At 40.7% G+C, this 15,674-nt stretch carries 20 protein-coding genes; 6 read left to right on the top strand and 14 right to left on the bottom strand.

Annotated features, from left to right (window positions below):
* Positions 1–32: 32 nt before the first annotated feature.
* Together V7K53_RS32815 and V7K53_RS32810 are read left to right on the top strand one after the other, a co-directional pair.
* On the top strand, positions 33–632 hold the full coding sequence (locus tag V7K53_RS32815; protein ID WP_335201659.1) for a DUF1802 family protein: 600 nt from the start codon (positions 33–35) through the stop codon (positions 630–632).
* Positions 633–1,147: 515 nt separating this feature from the next.
* The gene (locus V7K53_RS32810; RefSeq protein WP_292785151.1) at positions 1,148–1,411 is read left to right on the top strand and encodes a hypothetical protein; all 264 of its coding nucleotides are present in this window, start codon (positions 1,148–1,150) and stop codon (positions 1,409–1,411) included.
* 47 nt (positions 1,412–1,458) lie between these two features.
* Here V7K53_RS32810 and ggt read toward each other — a convergent pair whose 3' ends face one another.
* Positions 1,459–3,228 carry a gamma-glutamyltransferase gene (gene ggt, locus V7K53_RS32805; protein WP_335201820.1) on the bottom strand — a complete coding sequence of 590 codons (1,770 nt, stop codon included), beginning with the start codon at positions 3,226–3,228 and terminating at the stop codon, positions 1,459–1,461.
* Between the two features lie 100 nt (positions 3,229–3,328).
* Here ggt and V7K53_RS32800 point away from each other — a divergent pair, with 100 nt between their 5' ends.
* Both V7K53_RS32800 and V7K53_RS32795 read left to right on the top strand, forming a co-directional pair.
* Positions 3,329–4,060, top strand: a complete 732-nt coding sequence (locus tag V7K53_RS32800; protein ID WP_335201658.1) for a phytochelatin synthase family protein — start codon at positions 3,329–3,331, stop codon at positions 4,058–4,060.
* Positions 4,061–4,125: 65 nt separating this feature from the next.
* Positions 4,126–4,755 (top strand): Uma2 family endonuclease, encoded by a 630-nt coding sequence (locus V7K53_RS32795; RefSeq protein ID WP_335201657.1) that lies wholly within the window; start codon positions 4,126–4,128, stop codon positions 4,753–4,755.
* Between the two features lie 75 nt (positions 4,756–4,830).
* Here the strand turns inward: V7K53_RS32795 and V7K53_RS32790 are convergent, their stop codons facing one another.
* From V7K53_RS32790 to V7K53_RS32730, 13 genes are all read right to left on the bottom strand, one after another.
* A complete protein-coding gene (locus V7K53_RS32790; protein WP_335201656.1) occupies positions 4,831–5,739 on the bottom strand; it encodes a glycine betaine ABC transporter substrate-binding protein in 909 nt (302 codons plus the stop codon).
* Entirely contained in the window at positions 5,739–6,371 is a 633-nt protein-coding gene (locus V7K53_RS32785; protein ID WP_335201655.1) for an ABC transporter permease, read from the bottom strand. Before V7K53_RS32785 ends, V7K53_RS32790 begins: the two co-directional genes overlap by 1 nt.
* Entirely contained in the window at positions 6,368–7,126 is a 759-nt protein-coding gene (locus V7K53_RS32780) for an ATP-binding cassette domain-containing protein (RefSeq protein WP_335201819.1), read from the bottom strand. The genes V7K53_RS32785 and V7K53_RS32780 overlap by 4 nt, the downstream gene beginning before the upstream one ends.
* Before the next feature lie 81 nt (positions 7,127–7,207).
* Positions 7,208–8,146 carry an ABC transporter permease gene (locus tag V7K53_RS32775; protein ID WP_335201654.1) on the bottom strand — a complete coding sequence of 313 codons (939 nt, stop codon included), beginning with the start codon at positions 8,144–8,146 and terminating at the stop codon, positions 7,208–7,210.
* A 75-nt stretch (positions 8,147–8,221) separates the two neighbouring features.
* Positions 8,222–9,280 carry an ABC transporter permease gene (locus tag V7K53_RS32770; RefSeq protein WP_335201653.1) on the bottom strand — a complete coding sequence of 353 codons (1,059 nt, stop codon included), beginning with the start codon at positions 9,278–9,280 and terminating at the stop codon, positions 8,222–8,224.
* 24 nt (positions 9,281–9,304) lie between these two features.
* On the bottom strand, positions 9,305–9,970 hold the full coding sequence (locus V7K53_RS32765; protein WP_335201652.1) for a DUF1877 family protein: 666 nt from the start codon (positions 9,968–9,970) through the stop codon (positions 9,305–9,307).
* Entirely contained in the window at positions 9,970–10,149 is a 180-nt protein-coding gene (locus V7K53_RS32760) for a hypothetical protein (RefSeq protein WP_335201818.1), read from the bottom strand. Before V7K53_RS32760 ends, V7K53_RS32765 begins: the two co-directional genes overlap by 1 nt.
* 198 nt (positions 10,150–10,347) lie before the next feature.
* Positions 10,348–11,841: an ABC transporter ATP-binding protein gene (locus V7K53_RS32755; protein ID WP_335201650.1), complete on the bottom strand. Its 1,494-nt coding sequence runs from the start codon at positions 11,839–11,841 to the stop codon at positions 10,348–10,350.
* A 217-nt stretch (positions 11,842–12,058) separates the two neighbouring features.
* Positions 12,059–13,114 carry a BMP family protein gene (locus tag V7K53_RS32750; RefSeq protein WP_335201649.1) on the bottom strand — a complete coding sequence of 352 codons (1,056 nt, stop codon included), beginning with the start codon at positions 13,112–13,114 and terminating at the stop codon, positions 12,059–12,061.
* A 161-nt stretch (positions 13,115–13,275) separates the two neighbouring features.
* Complete coding sequence (locus V7K53_RS32745; protein WP_335201648.1) at positions 13,276–13,671, bottom strand: hypothetical protein; 396 nt, start codon at positions 13,669–13,671, stop codon at positions 13,276–13,278.
* A 142-nt stretch (positions 13,672–13,813) separates the two neighbouring features.
* Positions 13,814–14,077 (bottom strand): hypothetical protein, encoded by a 264-nt coding sequence (locus tag V7K53_RS32740; RefSeq protein WP_335201646.1) that lies wholly within the window; start codon positions 14,075–14,077, stop codon positions 13,814–13,816.
* 78 nt (positions 14,078–14,155) lie between these two features.
* Positions 14,156–14,542: a type II toxin-antitoxin system VapC family toxin gene (locus tag V7K53_RS32735; protein ID WP_335201645.1), complete on the bottom strand. Its 387-nt coding sequence runs from the start codon at positions 14,540–14,542 to the stop codon at positions 14,156–14,158.
* Positions 14,543–14,544: 2 nt separating this feature from the next.
* The gene (locus V7K53_RS32730) at positions 14,545–14,793 is read right to left on the bottom strand and encodes a type II toxin-antitoxin system Phd/YefM family antitoxin (protein ID WP_335201644.1); all 249 of its coding nucleotides are present in this window, start codon (positions 14,791–14,793) and stop codon (positions 14,545–14,547) included.
* Between the two features lie 225 nt (positions 14,794–15,018).
* On the opposite strand from V7K53_RS32730, the gene V7K53_RS32725 reads away from it, so the two are divergent.
* Both V7K53_RS32725 and V7K53_RS32720 read left to right on the top strand, forming a co-directional pair.
* Positions 15,019–15,258, top strand: a complete 240-nt coding sequence (locus tag V7K53_RS32725; RefSeq protein ID WP_335201642.1) for a hypothetical protein — start codon at positions 15,019–15,021, stop codon at positions 15,256–15,258.
* Positions 15,230–15,583 carry a DUF433 domain-containing protein gene (locus V7K53_RS32720; protein ID WP_335201640.1) on the top strand — a complete coding sequence of 118 codons (354 nt, stop codon included), beginning with the start codon at positions 15,230–15,232 and terminating at the stop codon, positions 15,581–15,583. Before V7K53_RS32725 ends, V7K53_RS32720 begins: the two co-directional genes overlap by 29 nt.
* Positions 15,584–15,674 lie beyond the last annotated feature (91 nt).

Below are 15,674 nucleotides of genomic sequence, written 5' to 3'. Positions count from 1 at the left end.
CTTAGCTTCAAATTAAATCAGAGTTACAGTAGATGCCGATGGAATTGACTACAACTTTTCATGCTCTCAAAGAATGGGCAGTTGCCATAAATGCCTTGGAAAGTGGCAAAACAATTATGTTGCTCCGCAAAGGCGGTATCCACGAACGAAATGGACATTTTCAAGTTGCCCACAAGCAAATTCTGCTTTACCCTACTTATGAACATCAACAAGCTTTTATGCTGAAAGCTGAATACGCCAATAATGTTTATCCAGTAACATCAGGCTGGCATCCTGAAACAGTTCGCATTGGCAGTTGGGCTGAAATTACAGATATTTTGCCAGTAAGTGACGAGTCTATTGTCAACAGCTTACTTCCCTTCCATATTTGGAACGAGCATTTTATTAGCGATCGCCTCAAATGGAAAGCACGTCAACCCCTTTATATCCTGCTTCTGCGGACATATAAACTATCGCAAGAGCTAGAAATTCCCTATTACGCCAAATACGCTGGCTGCAAGTCATGGATTGATTTAGATCGAGAAATTCAGTTGCAAACAGCACAACCAGTTTTATCTAATTTTGCATACAGCCAACTAGTAGAGACAATTCGCCAGATTGTCGGCGATAAGTTGTATGCTCCATCCTTCTAATAATCCAACTTGTCGCCCAAATCCCCGACTTTTTAAAGAAGTCGGGGATTTAAATTTAGCTTATAGATAAATACGAAATTGCTTCTCGTCATCAAACGGACGATTGTATACAACCAACATCAAAATAGATTTTATATTGTTTGCTCAGAGTGTTTAATCAACCAAACTTTATAACTAACTTCTAGAATCTGCGCTTATATATCTCAGCAGAAAAACAAATAGTCTGATTACAAGCCTCAGTCAAAACAGTAGTTATTGTTACACACGATCGCAAAAAACGCGGATAACATGGGAAAAATCTCACCTAATAAACAAGGTGAGGCAAAGCTGTTTATCTTTATGTCCCTTTAGCAGCTGTCTTCCAGGCTATGAGTTGTTAAGCAATTATCCTGTAGTGGATAGAACTTAATTACATTTTGTCTAAAGTATTAGCCAAAAATTATCCCCAAGGGTGATAATTAGCTTGACAAAGATCAGCTATTATGCATCATTAGCTAAAAGCAAAGGAGTTTGCAATGCATCGACAAATGTGCTGGTTATCTAAGTCTGGTGGCGACGGAGAGAAAATTTTGTATTTGCAGACAGAACCCAATCAACCCTGGCGTCCTTACACAGCTTTTGGACATTTTGCAGTCCCAGATTATCAAATACCAGGTGGCTCTAAAGGTTGGGCAACTTATCAAAAACTTTTGAAAGCAGGTTGGACGCTAGTACCTAGCGCACGGGCAAACGAGTTTGGCAGCAGCAGCTACGCAGAGTCAACAATCCAAAATCAATAGTCATTAGTCATTTGTCATTAGTTATTTTTTGCGTCCCTGCCTCTCCCTCACAAACCTCTGGGGGAACCTTCACCGCGAGGATCGGCGGCTCCTTCTAAAGTTCCATCAGATGTAACAGCGATCGCGTTACCATTACCCCAAGGAGTAGTTTCCTTAATTTTGTGCCCCCGACGGCGTAAGTCTTGCAAAGTCAGAGCATCCAAGCCCCAGGATTCGACGCGCAACTCATCTGGCAGCCATTGATGATGTATGCGTGGAACAGAAATAGCCGCACCAACATCCATGTTGTATTCCAGCACATTCAGGATTACTTGCAAAACCTGGGTGATGATGGTGCTACCACCAGGCGCGCCTGCTGCCATCCGAAAATGACCATTTTCTGTGACAATTGTGGGAGTCATGCTGGATAGGGGAGTTTTGCGGGGTGCAATGCTGTTGGCATCATTACCAACCAAACCAAAAGCATTAGGCACTCCTGGCGCAGCGGCAAAATCATCCATCTCATTGTTGAGAACAATTCCAGTTCTCGGTGTCACCACACCAGCACCAAAACTGAGATTAATGGTGAAAGTCAGACTGACAGCGTTGTGTTCTTCATCAACAACATTCAGATGAGTGGTTTGAAGAGATTCATGCGGAAGACAAGGGGATAAGGCAGGGGAAGTAGGGAGAGATGAGGGAAGACGCAGATATTTTGAATTTAAATCTCCTGGCTTGACTTCGGTGGAGGGTCGAGCCATTTGCATATTAATTTCTTGACGGCGTTTTTTGGCGTAAGCTGGACTGAGCAGTTCTTGTACAGGGACTTTGACAAAATCAGGATCGCCTAAATATTTTGAGCGATCGCTGTAAGCAATCTTCATTGCTTCTACCATTAAATGTATCGCGTCTGGATGATGCCATCCTAAAGATTTTAGATCGGTATCACCGATAATGTTTAAAATCTGCAATAGGTGAACCCCTCCTGATGATGGTGGTGGCATTGAGCAAATTTTAGCTTTGCGGAAGTTGCCACAAACAGGAGTGCGCCAGATTGGTTTGTAGGCTTTGAGGTCTTCGAGAGAAATTAAACCACCATTTTTTACCATATCAGAAGCGATCGCCCGAGCAATACTTCCGGTGTAAAAACTTTGGGGATTTTCGGCAATTGCTGTTAAAGTGCGTGCCAAATCACGCTGCACAAGTTTCTCCCTTGGTTGATAAAATTCACCATTGCGAGTGAAAATTTCTCGCGCTGCGGGATTCATGAGAATTGCTTCCTGGCGCTGGTTGAGCCTTTCAGTTAGCACATTGCCAAGAATAAAGCCATCTTTAGCGAGTGCGATCGCAGGTTTCATTACCTCTTGCCAAGAAAGCTTACCATAGCGATGATGCACTTCATAAAGTCCCGCTACCGTTCCTGGTGTCCCGACTGCCAAATAACCATTAATACTTGCATTAGGAGACACCTTTCCTGCTGCATCTAAATACATATTTCTTGTAGCTTTCAGAGGTGCGCGTTCGCGGAAATCTAGCGCTTTCATGTCGCCAGTTTTCTCAGAGTGCATCAGCAAAAATCCGCCGCCACCGATTCCCGCCGAAAAAGGCTCAACTACAGAAAGTGCAAAGGTTGTGGCTACAGCTGCATCGACTGCGTTCCCACCTTTGCGTAACATCAAGATTCCCGCTTCACTTGCTAAGGGATGGGCTGAAACCACCATTCCCTTCTTGCTACGTAAGGGTAAAGTTAAGGCGGCTGATACGACTTGGCTGTAAAGTAAGACGGTGAAAGAAAAGATTGCGATGGCAACTCGCTTGGGTTTAGCAACAGTAAGCATTGTTATACAATTTCTCATAAAATTTTATACTTGTTTAGCATCTGGGTGTGAGATTATTAATATGATCTGATTTGAAAATTTTACATTACTTATAAATCCTATGTTGCGAAAAATAAGTAAAACATTTTTTAAAGCTTTAACTATTGGATTATGTATTTCTAGTGGAAGCGTTCTCTCTCAAACATTACCCCTATCCTCTAATTTAGTTGGTTTTAATACACCTGAAGGTGAAAAATTATTATTTGAAAGTAAGTCCAATGAAGACTTCTTTCCGTTGAGTATGCAATTTACCACTCAAAATACTCAGACATATTGTGGTGTTGCTAGTATGGTTATGGTACTGAATAGTCTAAAAATTCCAGCACCAGAAGTACCACAATACAAGCCATATCGAGTATTTACTCAAGAAAACTTTTTTAGTAATGATAATACAAAAAAAGTGCTAACTCCCGAAGCTGTGTCTCGCGAAGGTATGACTCTAGATCAGTTAGGGCAATTACTAGCTAGTTATGGCGTTAAAGTTAATGTTTACCACGCTGCCGACACTAGTTTAGAAGAGTTCCGCAAACAAGCAGCAGAAAATTTAAAACAACCGCAAAATTTCATTTTAGTAAACTATTTGCGCAAAGAAATTGGTCAAGAGAAAGGCGGACATATTTCTCCTGTAGCGGCATATAATGAGCAAATAGATAGGTTTTTAATTCTTGATGTTTCTCGTTACAAGTATCCACCAGTTTGGGTAAAAACAACAGACTTATGGAAAGCAATGCTGACAAATGATTCCGTATCAAAGAAGAGCCGTGGCTTTGTATTTGTAAGCAAAAAACTTTGATTTAACAATCTGTTCATGGAATTTATGAATCCGGCGATCGCCAATATCTAAAATGTGAGCTAATTATGGATACCGTAATTACACCAGAAAGAATAGAGTTACCACCTGGAGCGGTGTTGAAGCTTTTAGGAGATTGGAAAGACTATCAAGTATTGAGTCAGCAACTAGGCGATCGCTCCTCACCTCGCATTAAATATCGCAGAGGAGAAATTTTACTGATGGCACCGCTCCCAGAGCATGGAAGAGATGCGAGTTTGCTGGCATTGATAGTAATAGCTTTACTTGACCACTTAAACCGCATATACGAGTCATTTACGCCCATTACCATGAGCTTGCCAGAAATTAGTGACATTGAACCAGATTGTTGCTTTTACATTGAAAATTGCAGGGCAGTGGTAGGGAAAAAAAGAATTGATTGGGAGTCAGATCCACCGCCAGATTTAGCAATTGAAATAGATGTGACAAGCTACACGGATATTAATGATTTCTTGCCTTATCGAGTGCCAGAAGTTTGGATATTAAAGAGTAATCGGTTATTAATTTATCGATTGCAAGGAGAAAGTTATGTGCTTACAGAAAGCAACTACTTCCCTAACGTCAGAGAAATTGTGCAGCAATGTCTCCAAATGGCCAATGAGCAAACAACAAGTGAAGTCATTAGGTGGTTAAAAAACTTGTTGTGTAAACAGCAGTAGGGTGTTTACGGAAGCCGTAACGCACCATTTCTGGTTTTTGGTACATTACACTAACTCTTAATTACGAATTACGAATTACGAATTATTTAATCCCTTCGATTTGCGAAACTCCTGGACAACATCTTTAACATTACGTAATTCTCCCTCAACTAAATAGTTTAATTGCCGCATTTCATCTGCCGAAATCTTTCCCGCAAGTGATGCGATCGCTGTTCTTAATTCGGGATATTTTTTTAAAGTTTCTTGCCGAACAATTGGTATAGCTTCATAAGGAGGAAAATATTTTTTATCATCCTTTAGCACCACTACATCCAAGCGGGAAATCTGCCCATCTGTAGAACTACCCGCCACCATATCTACTTGTTTTTGAATCAGAGCACGATATACTAAACCCAAGTCCATAATTTGGGGAGGTTTAGCAAAAAGTAACCCGTAGGTTTTAGCTAATCCTGGAAAACCATCTTCCCTTTCCAAAAATTCATAGCCAAAACCGCCACGCCACTGAGGTGTATATTGAGAAGCTTGGGAGAGAGTTTGAATATTGTTACGCTTGGCATCTTCACCCCGGATAATCATCGCAAAAGTGTTTTCAAAACCCAAGCTTGGCATCACTTCCAAATTAAATTGCTGGGCATAAATTTGTTTTAACTTCTGATAAACTTCTTTAGGGTCATTAATTGCTTTTTGCTTTAAAATCCCAGTAAAAGATGTGCCTGTGTACTCAATATATGCATCAATTTTTCCAGAAGTAATAGCACTATGACAAATGAAAGAACCACCCAAACGGAAACGACGAGCTACTTTTAAATTAGTTGTCGCTTCAATTTGCTGTGCTAATAGTTCACCTAAAATATCTTGTTCGGTAAAATCTTTGGAAGCAACGACTATATTACCACCGCTACTACTATTTAAATTAGGCGTGCAGCCAGTGATTACCAATAACAAGGCAAAACTTAAAAAGCAAAGCGTGACAAATCTCTTCATTAATTTTTAATTTTTAATTTATTCTCTATCCAGCCAATTGCAAAGTCAGCTAGTAATGCAATTGCCGCTGCCGGAACTGCACCAGCTAAAATTAACTGATCGTTCACTACTGATATGCCGCGAAAAATAAATACTCCCAAACCACCAGCCCCAATTGCGGCGGCAATAGTTGCAATACCTATGGCAATTACTGTTGCGACTCGCACACCTGCCAAAATTATTCCCATTGCTAAGGGAATCTCAACTTGCAATAACAATTGTCTATCTGTCATTCCCATACCTCTCCCAGCTTCTCGAATAGCTGGATCTATGCTAGTTATACCTGTGTAAGTGTTACGAATTATCGGCAGTAAGGAATATACAGTCAGGGCAACAATTGCTGGTACTGCACCAATTCCGCCAATTATCGGAACAGGAATAAGTAAACCAAACAGCGCCAAACTAGGTATAGTTTGAAAAATATTTGCTATGCCGAGAATTGGTTGACGGAGATAGGTTTTACGTGTAATTAAAATACCTAAAGGAATGCCTACAAGTATGGCAATTCCAATGGCAATGCCTACCAAAAATAGATGTTCGAGTGTATGCTGAAGAATTTCTGGGGCATACTTAACCAGGAAGAAATTTTTCATAAAGTATCTTGCAGGGAACGCAGACATTGCAGAAAGGCGAGGCTTTCTGGGTGTTGCGATCGCATAAATTCATCTTTCGTCCCTAATACTATCAATTCTCCGCCAGACATTAAACCAATTCTCGATGCCAACACAAAGGCTTCTTGAATATCGTGGGTGACGAAAACAACAGTTTTGCCTAATTCTTGCTGTAAATGCCGAAACTCTTGTTGCAGTTCTAGCCGCGTAATTGGATCGAGTGCGCCAAAGGGTTCATCCATCAATAACACTGGCGGATCTGCTGCTAAAGCCCTGGCTACCCCGACTCTTTGCTTTTGTCCTCCCGAAAGTTCGTGCGGGTAACGCCCGGCAAATTGTCCTGGTTCTAAGCCTACCAATTGCAACAGTTCATAAACCCGCATTTTAATTTGTTTTGGTTGCCACCCTTCCAAAGACGGGACTAAACCAACATTGCGTTCGACAGTGAAATGGGGAAATAAACCAATTTCTTGAATGACATAACCAATTTTTCGCCGCAGTTTAATTTCATCCCATTGAGTTGTGGAAATGCCATCAAATAAAACTTCGCCTTGTGTAGGTGTGAATAGGCGATTAATTAACTTCATTGTGGTAGTTTTGCCGCTACCACTGCGCCCAAGTAATACCAGTGCTTCTCCTTGACGGATGGTGAAGTTGAGATTTGACACCATTGGGCGATGGTTGCGGCTAAAAGTGACATCGCGGAATTCGATGGCGGTTTGGTTATTTTGCGGCATGAGTGGCTTTTGGGGGACGCTAGCTATTGTATTATGTGCTGATTTTGCTAGTGTGCTAACGCTCATTTGCTTTTCCTAAAATTAGTCTGAGTGGCGATTTTCTCCAAAGTAGGGAGTGCCTAAAGCTTTCGGGGGTGTAGATTTCCCCGCTAATCCCACTAATGCCAATAAAGCGATCGCATAAGGTAGCATTACTAAAAATTGGTAAGGGATATTTGCCCCTAATGCCTGAATTCGCAGTTGTAAAGCTTCTGTAGCCCCAAATAGCAAACAAGCTAAAGCACTACCTATAGGATGCCATCTGCCAAAAATTAATGCTGCGATCGCAATAAATCCTTTACCAGCACTCATCCCTTCGGCAAAAAATCTTACTTGTACCAGAGTTAAATAAGCACCTCCTAAACTCGCAAGACAGCCACTAATCACCACAGCGATATAACGGACAAATGGTACTGAAATTCCAGCCGTATCAGCAGCTTTTGGAGATTCACCCACTGCCCGCAATGTCAGCCCAAAGCTAGTTTTAAATAAAAGGTATGTAGTTAAAATAACTAAGATAAATAATAAATATACTAAAAAATCTGATTGAAATAGTAGCGGCCCGATCAGAGGAATATTGGCTAAACCAGGAATAATAATTGCCCCAATTCCAGGTAACTGCTGCGTACTGCTGCCACTAAACACTAGCCGGGCTAAAAACGATGTTAATCCAGCTGCGACAAGATTAATTGCTAGCCCAGATACCAATTGATCGACACGCAAAGTTACACACAAAACAGCATGGAGTAGTCCGACTAATCCTCCCGCAATCAAGGATGCGAGGATACCAAGCCAGGGATTACCTGTGTAGAAAGTAGCCGCAGCGCTAGTAAAAGCACTTGTAAGCAACATTCCTTCTAAGGCGATATTTAACACCCCCGATCGTTCCGAGTACAATCCTCCAAGGGCTGCAAATGCTAGGGGTACGGCTAGACGTAAAGTAGCTATTAAGTAATCGGAGAAGAAGTTGAGATTATTCATGGAGTTATTTTTAAACGCAAAGGTTCGCAGAGGGAAGCGCAAAGTTTCGCAGAGTTTTCTTTGTGTTCCTCTGCGTTAAACCTTCGCGTGCCTCTGCGTTTTTACTCTTATTTCTCTTTCCAGTGCGAAACTGATAGCGATAAATAACACCATAAATCCCTGAATCGCGTAAACCACAGTTACCGGCACACCTGCACTACGCTGCATCACATTTGCACCACTGCGAAGGGCTGCAAAAAATAAAGAAGTTAATACTACACCGATAACACTACCACGACTTAAAAAAGCGATCGCAATGGCATCAAATCCATAACCTGGGGAAACTTGTTCAAATAGCCGATATTTCAACCCCATCACCTCACAACTCCCAGCTAACCCAGCTAAACCACCCGCAGCAGCCATCACCAGCATAATGGTACGTTCAACAGATATGTGGGCATAACGGGCGGCAATCGGGTTAAATCCCACTGCCGTAATTTGATAACCTAGAGGCGATCGCACTAACAATACCCATAAAATACCTGCGGCAATTAAAGCTAATAAAATCCCAGCATGGGCGAGGCTTTGGGGTAATATAATCGGCAAACGGGATGTTTTGGCAATTAATGGCGAATAAGGACTAGGCGCACCTGCTGCCATTAATGGATTTTGGACGAGGTAGCTAACTAAATTCACGGCGATATAGTTGAGCAACAATGTAGTAATTACCTCATTCACTCCGCGCATGGCTTTGAGATAACCAGGAATCCAACCCCAAACTGCACCAAAGAGAAATCCTGCCAAAAGTGCTAGGGGGATATGAATCACCGCAGGTAATCCTTGCACATATAACCCAATTAAAGTACTTCCCAAAGCACCCAGATAAATTTGTCCTTCACCACCAATATTAAATTGCCCAGCCCGCAACGCCACTAATACGCCTAAACTAGCGAACAATAGTGGTGTCATTTTGGTGAGGGTGTTACCAAATCCAAAGTAGGTAGAAAGAGATTCTTGAAATAAGATGCTATATGCGGTGATGGGATTTGCCCCAGCAATTAGCATGAGGATAGCACCGACGATGAGGGCGGAGGCGATCGCAATGAGCGGTGATAGGATTGGTAGCAGTAGTTGAAAGCGTTTATTTGTGATCATGATGCGATGATTGCCAATATTTATCTAACCGAAGTGGAGAAACATTGCATTTCCTTTCTCAGCCGCATCTTGGTAATATCTCACAAGCGGATTATATGCGTATTCATATAAATGATGATATCTATCTTCTTCTAAACCTCTAAATTGTAATCTTTTTCTAATAGTCTCAATAGAAAAACTGGATAAAGCATTGGCTATTTTTTTGACTTCATCATCACTAAAGTATAACAATGGATAGTCACGTTCATCATGTTCGATTCCATTACTGCCCATTACAGCCCTAATTAAAGGAAGATTATCTTCTGGATTTTGACTAACGACTAATTGAGATAAATATAATGCTTGATCATAAAAGTCATATCCCGTCAGTAAAAAAATTATTGACTGCCACATTTTATCTAAGTCTAAATATTCACTTTTACCTTCATTAATAATTAAAGGAATATCGTCCTTGATTTTTTCAAATTCTTCCGTTTTATCTTTTTGGAATTTATCTAGTCTCTCTTGTACAAAATTAATTGCCTCATGGAACCAATCAATCTCATCACGTTCAATTATTGTAAACTCTTGCCAGAATGGTGAATCTTCTAAGTATTTTGCATCTAAAAATAACCCTGCCAAGTCAGGATACTTTTTGATTTTTTCCAATACATAAGGAGATACCTGTTTGAGATTTAATGTAATTCCCATCAGATGTTCTTTGCCTGAATCGCTGTAATTTCATCAGCAGTTAAAGTTACAATTTTCCCATATTGCATAATACTAATCGATTGACCTAGCTTACGATGTCGTTCTATGGCTGCGGCAATTGCGGCTTGAACTCCAGCATCAATTTTACTATGTAACTTTTTCATCTCTTCTTCAGTCATTTTCCACCTCTGTAATTCGATTCCAAGTTTCATTTACATAGATTATAGGCTGCTGATTGGTGATACGTTCACCAACGAAAACAGGTGATGAACTTGAATACGTACTCAAAGCAGTCTAAAAAATTTGGTAATAAACTCATCGATACGGTGGTTTTTCCTGAACCATTTGCACCACCAATGATATAAAGACTCGGCATTTTACTCTCTGGGTGTTCCCCCAGCCATCAACAAACCAATTTCTTCCACCTTCGCCGTGGCTGCATCCAAAATAGCCACAAACTCACCTCTGTAGATTACGGCAATGCGATCGCTCATTGCCATCACTTCTTCCAACTCAGTAGAAATATACAAAATTGCCGCACCGCGATCGCGTTCTGTTAAGATTCGAGACTGAACAGCTACTGTCGCCCCGACATCTAACCCCCTGGTGGGTTGCATGGCAATAATTAAAGCTGGTGTTTGCGCCAGTTCTCGCGCTAACACCACTTTTTGTTGATTTCCTCCCGAAAGCTGACTTACTAAGATATCTTCCCCACTTGCCCGAATGTCAAACTCTTGCATTGCAGCTTGGGCACGATTTGCGATCGCTTCTTGTTGTAACAAAAAACGGCGACAAAATGGCAGATATTTAAAAGCTTTTAAAATCAAATTTTGGGCGATGCTAAATTGCAACACCAATCCCATTGTCTGCCTATCTTCTGGGATGTAGCCCACTAAAGAATTCTTGTGCGTAAACTCAATTTTACCCTGCTTAATAGTCCGCACAAGAGCGATGTCTGCGACGGGCTTTGCCAACGCATCAGCTAATTCTCGCTGTCCATTGCCATCGACACCAGCAATTCCTAAAATTTCTCCCGCCCGCAGTTCAAAAGATACATTATTTACAGCAAGAATATTTCTTTCATCAGCAACTTGTAAATTTTGCACCGACAGGATGATTTCTCCTGGTAAAGTTGGACTTTTATTTAACTGGAAAGCGACTTCCCGTCCTACCATCAATGTTGCTAACTGCTGAGGTGTCGCCGCTTCTGTTGATGTTGTTCCTACTACCTTTCCCTGGCGCAAAACTGTGACTGAATCACAGAGATTCATTACCTCTTCTAATTTATGACTGATAAAAATGATTGTGTTGCCTGCGGCTGCCAATTGGCGCAAAATAGCAATTAATGATTCTACTTCTGGCGGTGTCAAAACTGCTGTAGGTTCATCAAGAATCAACAACTTTGCTCGACGGTAGAGAACTTTGAGAATTTCTACCCGTTGTTGTGCCCCAACAGATAAATTTTCAACTTTTACAGTGGGGTCAATTTCTAATCCATAAGCTTGGGATAATGCGGCGATTTCTTGCTGTTTATCTTCTAGATTTAGCCGCCAAGTTTTCTCCATCCCTAAGATGATATTTTCTGTGACAGTCAATTTCGGTACAAGCATGAAGTGTTGGTGAATCATGCCAATACCCAATTTAATTGCCTCATTTGGTGAAGTAATTTTGATTGGTTTTTCTTGGAGATAAATCTCACCAGCATCAGGTTGATAGAGTCCACTAATAATATTCATTAAAGTACTCTTACCTGCGCCATTTTCGCCTAGTATTGCATGAATGCTTCCAGATGCAACAGAGAGGTTGATATTGTCGTTAGCAATAAAAGACCCAAAGCGCTTGGTAATATTGTTTAAGCGTAAATAGTTCATATTCACAAAACTGATAGCTCGTAGTGAGCACTGTAGTATACCTCTTGCAAAAATCCCTAACCCCTCGCCTTGCTCCCATTATAGAGACGCGATTCATCGCGTCTAAAATACCGGCCTATTAGACAGACGCGGTAAATCGTCGCGCATTAGACAGACGCAATAAATCGCCGTCTCTACAAAGACAATTATTCCTGTTTTTTAATCTAGTCTGCTCAACCTATGTTGTTGTTTTTTTTACGCAGCGCGTATCCTTACCAGCCTCTTTACAGTCTTCAAAAACGATTTTTTTATTAACAATCTCTTGCTTTGCATTCAATACCTTTTGCTTTACTGCTTCCGGTATGATTGCTCCGAATTTCCCTAAAAATAATATGTCTGTTCTTTCTAAACCGATTGTATATATTTGTCCTTTGATTTGTTTTTGTTTAGCTAATTCTGCTATATAAGCAATCGCTAAATCCAAGCGTTTGACAGCGCTGGTTAAAACAGCTTTTGGTGCAACATCTAATTGATCCTTGGTATTACCAAAAGCATATACTCCTTTTTCACCTGTTGTTTGTAAAACTGTGGCTGAAGCATTATCTAACCATTGATAGATGACATCAGCACCAGAAGAAATTAATGCCAGAGTCGCTTCCTTTGCTTTGGCAACATCATTCCAATCACCTGTAAAAGTAGAGGTAATTTGGATATTTGGTTTAACAGACTTTGCCCCTAATTCAAATCCCCGCAGTTCTCCCTCGGTAGCGGGAAACTTTTCTCCAGCAATATAAGCTAATTTATTAGATTTAGTCACAGAAGCACCGATAATGCCACACAAATAACTAGCTTGTAGGTGATCTATTCGTAAAGAAGCAATATTCTCAGCCTTGAGATTCCCATTTACTCCGACAAAAAATGTGTTGGGGAACTGTGAGGCGACTTGTTCAATTGCAGCATCAAATTGTCCCCCATGCGCGAAGATGAGATTGTAACCTTTACGAGCAAAATCTGTTAATACTTCTGTTTGATCTGCTTGTGCTACTTTTTCGACATAAGCGGTTTCTGCACCTAGCTTTTGTTTTGCTAGATTGATTCCTTCATAACCAGATTGATTCCAGCCTTTATCGGTAATCGTGCCAGGGAGAGCGATCGCTATTTTAAACCCTTCAGCATCACCTGTTGTTGTCGCTGTTGGTGTCGTCTGATTACTGCAAGCTTGCAGCAGTAAGCTGGTACCAAACCCTGCTGAACCCAGCAAGATAAATTCACGCCGACTAAAGTTTGTTGTCATACCTCGCCTTCAGATAGCTATTTGAGTTATTTCAACACTCTAAAGTCGGAGGTGGTATTTTGGAAACAATTTCTCTCGGATTTCTTAAAGACGTGATAAATCGCCGTCTCTACAAGAATCAGTCTTTTGTAGAGACGGCGATTCATCGCGTCTATTGCATTTTATGCAGTTTTAGCATTTTCATCAGATACTTGTTCTGCAACATTTTTCAAGCGGCTCGATCTGATTTTGCGCGTGCGATCGCTATAGCGAACACCACCCGCCATCTCATATTCGCGGCTGTCTTTGCCGTACTTGATTGCAACCACCATCAGCATTTTCTCAGAAAGCTGACTCAAGTTTTTTTCCATCTCTTCAATTTCAGTTTTAGAAGAGTCAACTACAGACAGAGCAGTATTATAAACATCAATTTTGTTGCGTAACTGGTCGATTGACTCAACTAATTTTTCTAAACTATAGTTTTCATCAAATTTAACGTTTGGAACAATCGATTTCAGTCCAGCCGATCTTAACTGAGCTTTTTCTAAAACACGAGATGTGCGTTTTTTACGAGACATAAAACTACTCCTTTAAAATTCTTATAGAGCTAGCTTGCCTCAATTAAACTGCATTCTGGTTCAGCAAAACTCGCAGTTTTTGTAATAAATTTTTCAAGTTCTAGCAGTAAATTTTCGGAATTTTATTACTAGATATTGGTATTTATATAGATAATTGTCTAAGCTTCATCAAAACTTTAAGGGACACTGCTCCCGTAAGTTCTGTAGCTGCTCCCATAAGTTCTGTAGCTGCTCCCACAAGTTCTGTAGCTGCTCCCATAAGTTCTGTAGCTACTCCCACAAGTTCTGTAGCTGCTCCCATAAGTTCTGTAGCTGCTCCCATAAGTTCTATAGCTACTCCCATAATTTCTGTAGCTACTCCCATAAGTTCTGTAGCTACTCCCATAAGTTCTGTTGCTGCTCCCATAAGTTGGGGAGTGCGTAGGCAAAAATCTTGTAAGCGATCGCTTTATTCTGTAAGAAAGAGCGATATAAGCAATCGCGATCACCATATCGTTTGAACAAGATATTGTGTAATTTGCCGATCAATTGTCACAATTGGCAAATTATCTACTTGGCTTTGAGCAATCAAAATCCGATCGAATGGATCTCGGTGGATATTTGGTAAACTAGCAACTTGCAAAACATGGCTCATTTGAATAGGTAAACTTTCAAAGCGATTGATTGCCAGACGAGTTGGAATATATTGTTCTACAGGTTCAGGTAAAGTCAGTTTCCCTAATTTATTTTTGATGACAATTTCCCATCCACTTACCACGCTCAAAAATAGGATGTTACCTGAATCAGCAATTACATTACGAGCATTGGCAGATAATTGAAAGTCATTTGTTACCCACCAAATGAATGCATGGGTATCCAGTAAAGCTCTCATTACTAAACGAGGTTAGAATTTTCAAAATCACTCAAGATTTCTTCTGGTAAAAGCTCGTTAAAATCTGGTGCAATAAACACTTTACCTTTATCTAAGCCTGGAATGCGAGGAGAACTGGTATTCGTAAGGGCGACTAGACGTGCAACTGGAATCCCCTGTTCAGCAATCACGACTTCTTCACCGAGCAATACCTGACTCAGAAGTTCGCTAAATTTGGCAGTTGCTTGGGCAACGTTGACAGTAATAGTCATTTGCCTTGGTAATTAATTCCTAATATTCTTTACGATAACACTGGATTAGTGGGCGATGCCTACGGCGGTAAACTACGCAGATCGCAGTTTAGACAAATCCAATTGCTGCGCCGTACCCCACAAGCGTGAAATACAACCCACAGTCTTTGGGCTTGACAAAAATATAACTGTTAAAATCAGCATAATGGTGTCAAGATGCGAAATATTACACCCAATAGGAGAAAAATGCCAGCCATTGTTAAACTACAACTCTCCTTAGAAACTTTAGCAGAAGCAATATCTTCTCTTGATTTAACAGAAAAACGTCAACTTCAAGAAGCTCTTGAGCAACAAATTTTTGAAGCCGAAGAAGCGTTGTACGAAGACGATGCAGATACACTGGCAGAAATTGAAGAAGTTCGTGCTGAGTATAGCGATGGTAAGTCAATGACTCTAAATGAATATCTTGCTAACTGGTCAAATTAGAGATAATGTAAAAAATTTCGGAGAACAAGTTTTGACCACTATTACCGATATTGGCACACTGATTAATCATAATCCTGAAATACACGGCGGTTGTCCGATTGTTGCTAGTACAGGGGTGACAGTAAGGCGCATAGCCATCTGGTACAAACAAGGTTATAGCGCCGAAGAGATTGCAGATCAAATTAGTCATTTGACCTTAGCGCAGGTTTATGCGGCTTTAGCTTATTATCATGCTAACCGCGACCAAATTGACGCTGACATTGCAGCAGAAGAGGCAGAGGGAGACAGATTAGAAAAACTGCATAAAATTCAAAAACTTTCATAATACCAATTTAATATGAAGCTGCATAGAATAAAGCTTCCAGGATAAAGTTGTAAGAAGAGACAGAAATTACCTGCTCAAATGTAAGTTGGTC

The organism is Nostoc sp., from assembly GCF_036917355.1.
Taxonomy (GTDB): Bacteria; Cyanobacteriota; Cyanobacteriia; order Cyanobacteriales; family Nostocaceae; genus Nostoc.
This window is presented reverse-complemented; position numbering and strand designations above follow the sequence as displayed.